At 65.7% G+C, this 1,091-nt stretch carries 2 protein-coding genes; both read left to right on the top strand.

All coding sequences use genetic code 11. The annotated features are described in order from the left end of the window. The coding region (locus RMP09_RS08585; protein ID WP_310565564.1) for a sodium-dependent bicarbonate transport family permease at positions 1 to 563 on the top strand (563 nt) is incomplete at its 5' end. Positions 564 to 591: 28 nt separating this feature from the next. Beyond that, positions 592 to 882 carry a P-II family nitrogen regulator gene (locus tag RMP09_RS08590; RefSeq protein ID WP_137918455.1) on the top strand — a complete coding sequence of 97 codons (291 nt, stop codon included), beginning with the start codon at positions 592 to 594 and terminating at the stop codon, positions 880 to 882. Positions 883 to 1,091: the final 209 nt, after the last annotated feature.

The raw sequence follows: 1,091 nt of genomic DNA on the forward strand, positions 1-1,091 counted from the left end.
TGATGCTCGTGCTGCTTGAGTTCCCGGCGCTGGTGATCGGCGTCCTGCTGGCACGGCGCGGCGAGCCCGGCACACCTTGGGGAAAGGTGCTTCATGAGGTGCTCGCTGGCAAGAGCATCGTGCTGCTGTTGGGAGGACTGGCCATCGGCTGGTTCGCAGGCCCCGGCGGCATCGAGCCACTGGATCGCCTGTTCTTCGACCTGTTCAAGGGCGTGCTCGCGTTTTTCCTTCTCGAAATGGGCCTGGTGGCGGCGAGCCGCTTCGGCGAACTGCGCCGCGCCGGGCCATTCCTGCTCGTCTTCGCTACCGTCATGCCGCTCTTCTCCGCCGGCCTGGGCCTGGCCACCGGCGCGTTGCTGGGTCTGTCCGTCGGTGGCGTGACGCTCTTGGCCACGCTGTACGCCAGTGCGTCCTACATCGCAGCGCCTGCGGCCATGCGGCTGGCAGTTCCACAAGCCAATCCGGCCCTGTCGATCGGCGCGGCGCTGGGCATCACTTTTCCGTTCAACCTGCTGGTCGGCATCCCGCTGTATCACCGGCTCGCGCAGCAAGTCGTACAGTGAGTATGTAATGCAATTACCGGAAACAGGCATGATCAAACTGCTGACCGTCGTGTGCGAGGCCGCGCTTGAGACCACGCTTCTGCGCGACCTCGAGTCGCTGGATGCGCGAGGCTACACGGTGACCGACGCGCGCGGCAAGGGCAGTCGGGGCCGGCGTGACGCCACCTGGGGCCCGCACGCCAACATCCGGATTGAGGTGCTGTGCAACGCGCAGACCGCCAGCGCCATCTGCAAGGCGTTGCGCGAGCGTTACTACGACAACTACTCGATGGTCCTGTTCGTGGCTGATGTCGAGGTGCTGCGGCCGGAGAAATTCTGACCCAAAAATGTCCCGAAAGCCCACTATGCCCATCGCCGGGAAGGCCCGACTGGCCGTCGCCGCGCTGCTCGAGCTGGCGCAGGAGCCGGGCCTTCAACCATTGCCCATGTTCAGTGCACGCTTGCGTGTGTCCGTGTCCTGCCTCGAACTCCTGTTGTCGCGGCTGCGGCGAGGCGGGTTGGTTCGCAGCACACGCGGCCCGGCGGCGT

Origin of the sequence: Hydrogenophaga sp. (assembly GCF_031426985.1) — a bacterium.
Classification (GTDB): domain Bacteria; phylum Pseudomonadota; class Gammaproteobacteria; order Burkholderiales; family Burkholderiaceae_C; genus Hydrogenophaga.